Here is a 3,140-nt window from a genome sequence, read left to right on the forward strand (position 1 = left end):
GCTGGGCCGGCCCTCCCGGGCATAGTAACCGTCCAACTCCTCATCGATCCACGGCCAATCAATTTCCTCGGACAGGCGGCAGAGCTCATGGTCCAGACTGATGATTGAAGTCAGGCGATTGCGGAACAAATCCGTTTGGTCATGATTGGGCAGCGAGCCTTTCATTTTTCGCAAGGTTTTGGCCGTATTTGGCCGGTTTCTGGCGAAAAGTTAATATGCCGTCAACAATATAAAAAGATATTAGCCTACTGGTTTTCAACACTTTGCAAGACTGATTCATACTTCTTCAGGGACGACTAACTACATTCCTGCAAGCAGTTGTAGCTTTTTATCAATAATTGCAGAAAAGATTGTTGCACCATCGTCATTCAAATGGTTGTCATCATAGAAATACTTATCATCAAATTCGTAATCTGAATAATCCCATAAAGTAACATCACCTTGTATTCTCTTTATAAAAAGATCATACCTTTTTTTCCGTTGCATTTCTTTTTCCTGCAGCGAACTATGGATGGGCATATGCATGATAATAAGTTTTATACTGTTCCGGTTACATAAGCTAATGATTCTATATAAATATTTTATCGAAATATCGTCTGGAGGGGAAAGAGGGGGCACCTTATTTTCGGAAATATCCTTTTCTAGCTGCCCGAGGTTATCAGAGGGCAAGATTCTGTAACCACCAATTCCTATGTTTGAAATATCAACATCCGACCAAAAATTGTTCCTTACCGGACTATAAAAAATATTCCCAATTGCTCCTTGATAAAAACCGGAAAAATTCTTGGTGATGATATCTTGTAGGTCACCGTAGTCTACCATAAAGAAATAATTCTTGAGCTTTGATTTCATTTTAGGTACTTCATAAAATCCCTCAGAATATAAATTATCAGGAGTAAACCCTAGAATTAAAATCTCGGGATAAAATCCAGCATCCAACAATTTTTTCAACTTCACATAATTAAAAAAAACGGGATCTCCAGAGTTAGATAAGTTTATACTATTATTTATTAATGAGTCATTTAGGCCCGTTTCTGTCTGAGAATCCCCAAGGATTAAAGTTGATCGCCCATCTTGAAATAAGCTACTATATGTTGTGTGTGAATCCAAAACCGTCCTAAAAATTGATAGGATAGCAAGAATCGTTAAAAGCAACACAAATGAAAACTTTAGTAAATTGATTATAAAAATATGCATGAAACAAAGATTTTAAAATTGAAAATATATGAATTCTTGTTGCGATCCATTAAACTCAATTATTAACAGAATTATTGATATATACAATGCCCATCTTAGCAATCTCTTTTGGTTTAATAATAATTTCTCAATTGCATACCTACCTTCTCTGCCAATCCATTCAATTAAAACAAATACTCCAACGAGACCAATAGTAATTAATGCTCGCCTCATCCCCGGAAAATCGGGCATATTTAAAATTGAAGGTGAAAATATTTGGGATATGTAAACCGACGCGTGGCTTACATTTTCTGCTCTAAAAAATATCCAAGCTAAAACAGTCAAACTAAATGTTAGCAGAATATTTGAGAATTCTGCCAGGCTTGGAAGATATTTTCCCTGAGCTACCAGGTCAAGGTTGTTGCGATTATTGTTTGTCAGCAGCAGGGGTAAAAAATAAATGGCGTTTAGTGCGCCCCATATAATGAAAGTCCAGTTTGCCCCGTGCCAAAATCCACTAACTATAAAAATAATGAAGGTGTTTCTTACCTTCATCCAGGTTCCTCCGCGACTACCACCCAGAGGGATATACAGATAATCTCTGAACCACGTCGAAAGAGAAATGTGCCATCGCCTCCAGAATTCCGCAATATCTCTCGAGAAATAGGGGAAATTAAAGTTCTGCATCAGGTCGAACCCAAAAAGTCGTGCGGTTCCAATGGCTATATCCGAATATCCTGAAAAATCACAATATATTTGGAACGTAAAGAACAACGCTCCTAAAACAAGTGTGCTCCCGGAATAATCGGCAGAGTTATTGAAAATTAAATTTGCGTATTCAGCGCAATTATCCGCGATGACTATCTTTTTGAATAAGCCCCAGAGGATCTGTCGCAAACCATCTACCGCTTTATTATAATCAAATGATCGCTTCGTATAGAATTGCGGAAGTAAATGGGTTGCTCTTTCAATTGGTCCTGCAACCAACTGGGGAAAAAAGCTTACAAAAGCTGAAAATGCAATTAAATCTTTAGTTGGTTCCAGTTTTTGCCGGTACACATCAATCGTATAACTCAATGTTTGAAAGGTGTAAAAGCTAATTCCAACTGGTAAAATAATATTGAGCGAATCTACACCAATTTCCGTTCCGAAGAATGAAAATGCTGATACAAAGTTGTCTAAGAAAAAGTTGTAATATTTGAACAGTCCGAGGAATCCAAGATTCACCAGGATGCTCACCCATAAATAAGCCTTTCTCCTTGTAAGGTTTCTCTCTTCACCTAGCTTAATCGCAACCGTGTAGTCGACAATTGTACTGAAAAGAATTAACGATAAAAATTTCCAATCCCACCAGCCATAGAAAAAATAACTTGCAACTACAATTAAAAAGTTTTGCAGACTCAAGTTTTTGTCAGTCACAAACCAATAGAGTATAAAGACTATTGGCAAGAAAATTGCAAAATCTATCGAATTAAAAAGCATTTATTATCTATTTAGTCGTACCTGAAAAAATGCATTCTATATATCTGCCTATTCAATATATATGTTCTCTTCCCTATGCGTCAACCCCACTAAAGTAGAAACTCTCGTTGGTATTTTCTTTAGGCATGCGAGATTTGGTGACCTTAGGTTGCGGTGGGGTCGGTCGTATTTTGAACTTATTTACTAGGCTGTGTCTGAAAAATACCTTCGGAGGAACAATCGGATAGCCCCGAGCTTCACCATGGAGAGGAAGTGCGCAGCCTTTTTCTCGTATCGCGTAGCAATTCGCCGGCACTCTTTCAACCACCCAAACATGCGCTCCACCGTATTGCGACGGCGATAGTCCACCCGGTCCAAGCTGGGTTTTGGGCCCCTTCGTCGACGCTTCTTTCCTTCGGCCAACCCCCGATTCGGAATCACCGGCCTGATGGCTCGCTTGCGTAAGTACATTCGGTTGGCGACCGAGTCGTAGGCTTTGTCCG

At 38.9% G+C, this 3,140-nt stretch carries 3 protein-coding genes; all 3 read right to left on the reverse strand.

What is annotated here, in order from left to right:
• Nucleotides 1–300 precede the first annotated feature (300 nt).
• Nucleotides 301–1,197, reverse strand: coding sequence for a hypothetical protein (locus E4021_RS17850; RefSeq protein ID WP_136460849.1), 897 nt, complete (start codon nt 1,195–1,197; stop codon nt 301–303).
• A 12-nt stretch (nt 1,198–1,209) separates the two neighbouring features.
• Entirely contained in the window at nt 1,210–2,658 is a 1,449-nt protein-coding gene (locus E4021_RS17855; protein WP_136460850.1) for an MBOAT family O-acyltransferase, read from the reverse strand.
• A gap of 183 nt (nt 2,659–2,841) precedes the next feature.
• Nucleotides 2,842–3,140 (reverse strand): transposase (locus E4021_RS17860; protein ID WP_168797674.1); only part of this gene is annotated, 299 nt, incomplete at its 5' end.

Origin of the sequence: Neolewinella litorea (assembly GCF_004803465.1) — a bacterium.
GTDB lineage: Bacteria > Bacteroidota > Bacteroidia > Chitinophagales > Saprospiraceae > Neolewinella > Neolewinella litorea.

Coding starts and splice junctions, on each gene's coding strand:
- E4021_RS17850 (WP_136460849.1), bottom strand. CDS start 1,197: ATGCATATTTTTATAATCAATTTACTAAAGTTTTCATTTGTGTTGCTT.
- E4021_RS17855 (WP_136460850.1), bottom strand. CDS start 2,658: ATGCTTTTTAATTCGATAGATTTTGCAATTTTCTTGCCAATAGTCTTT.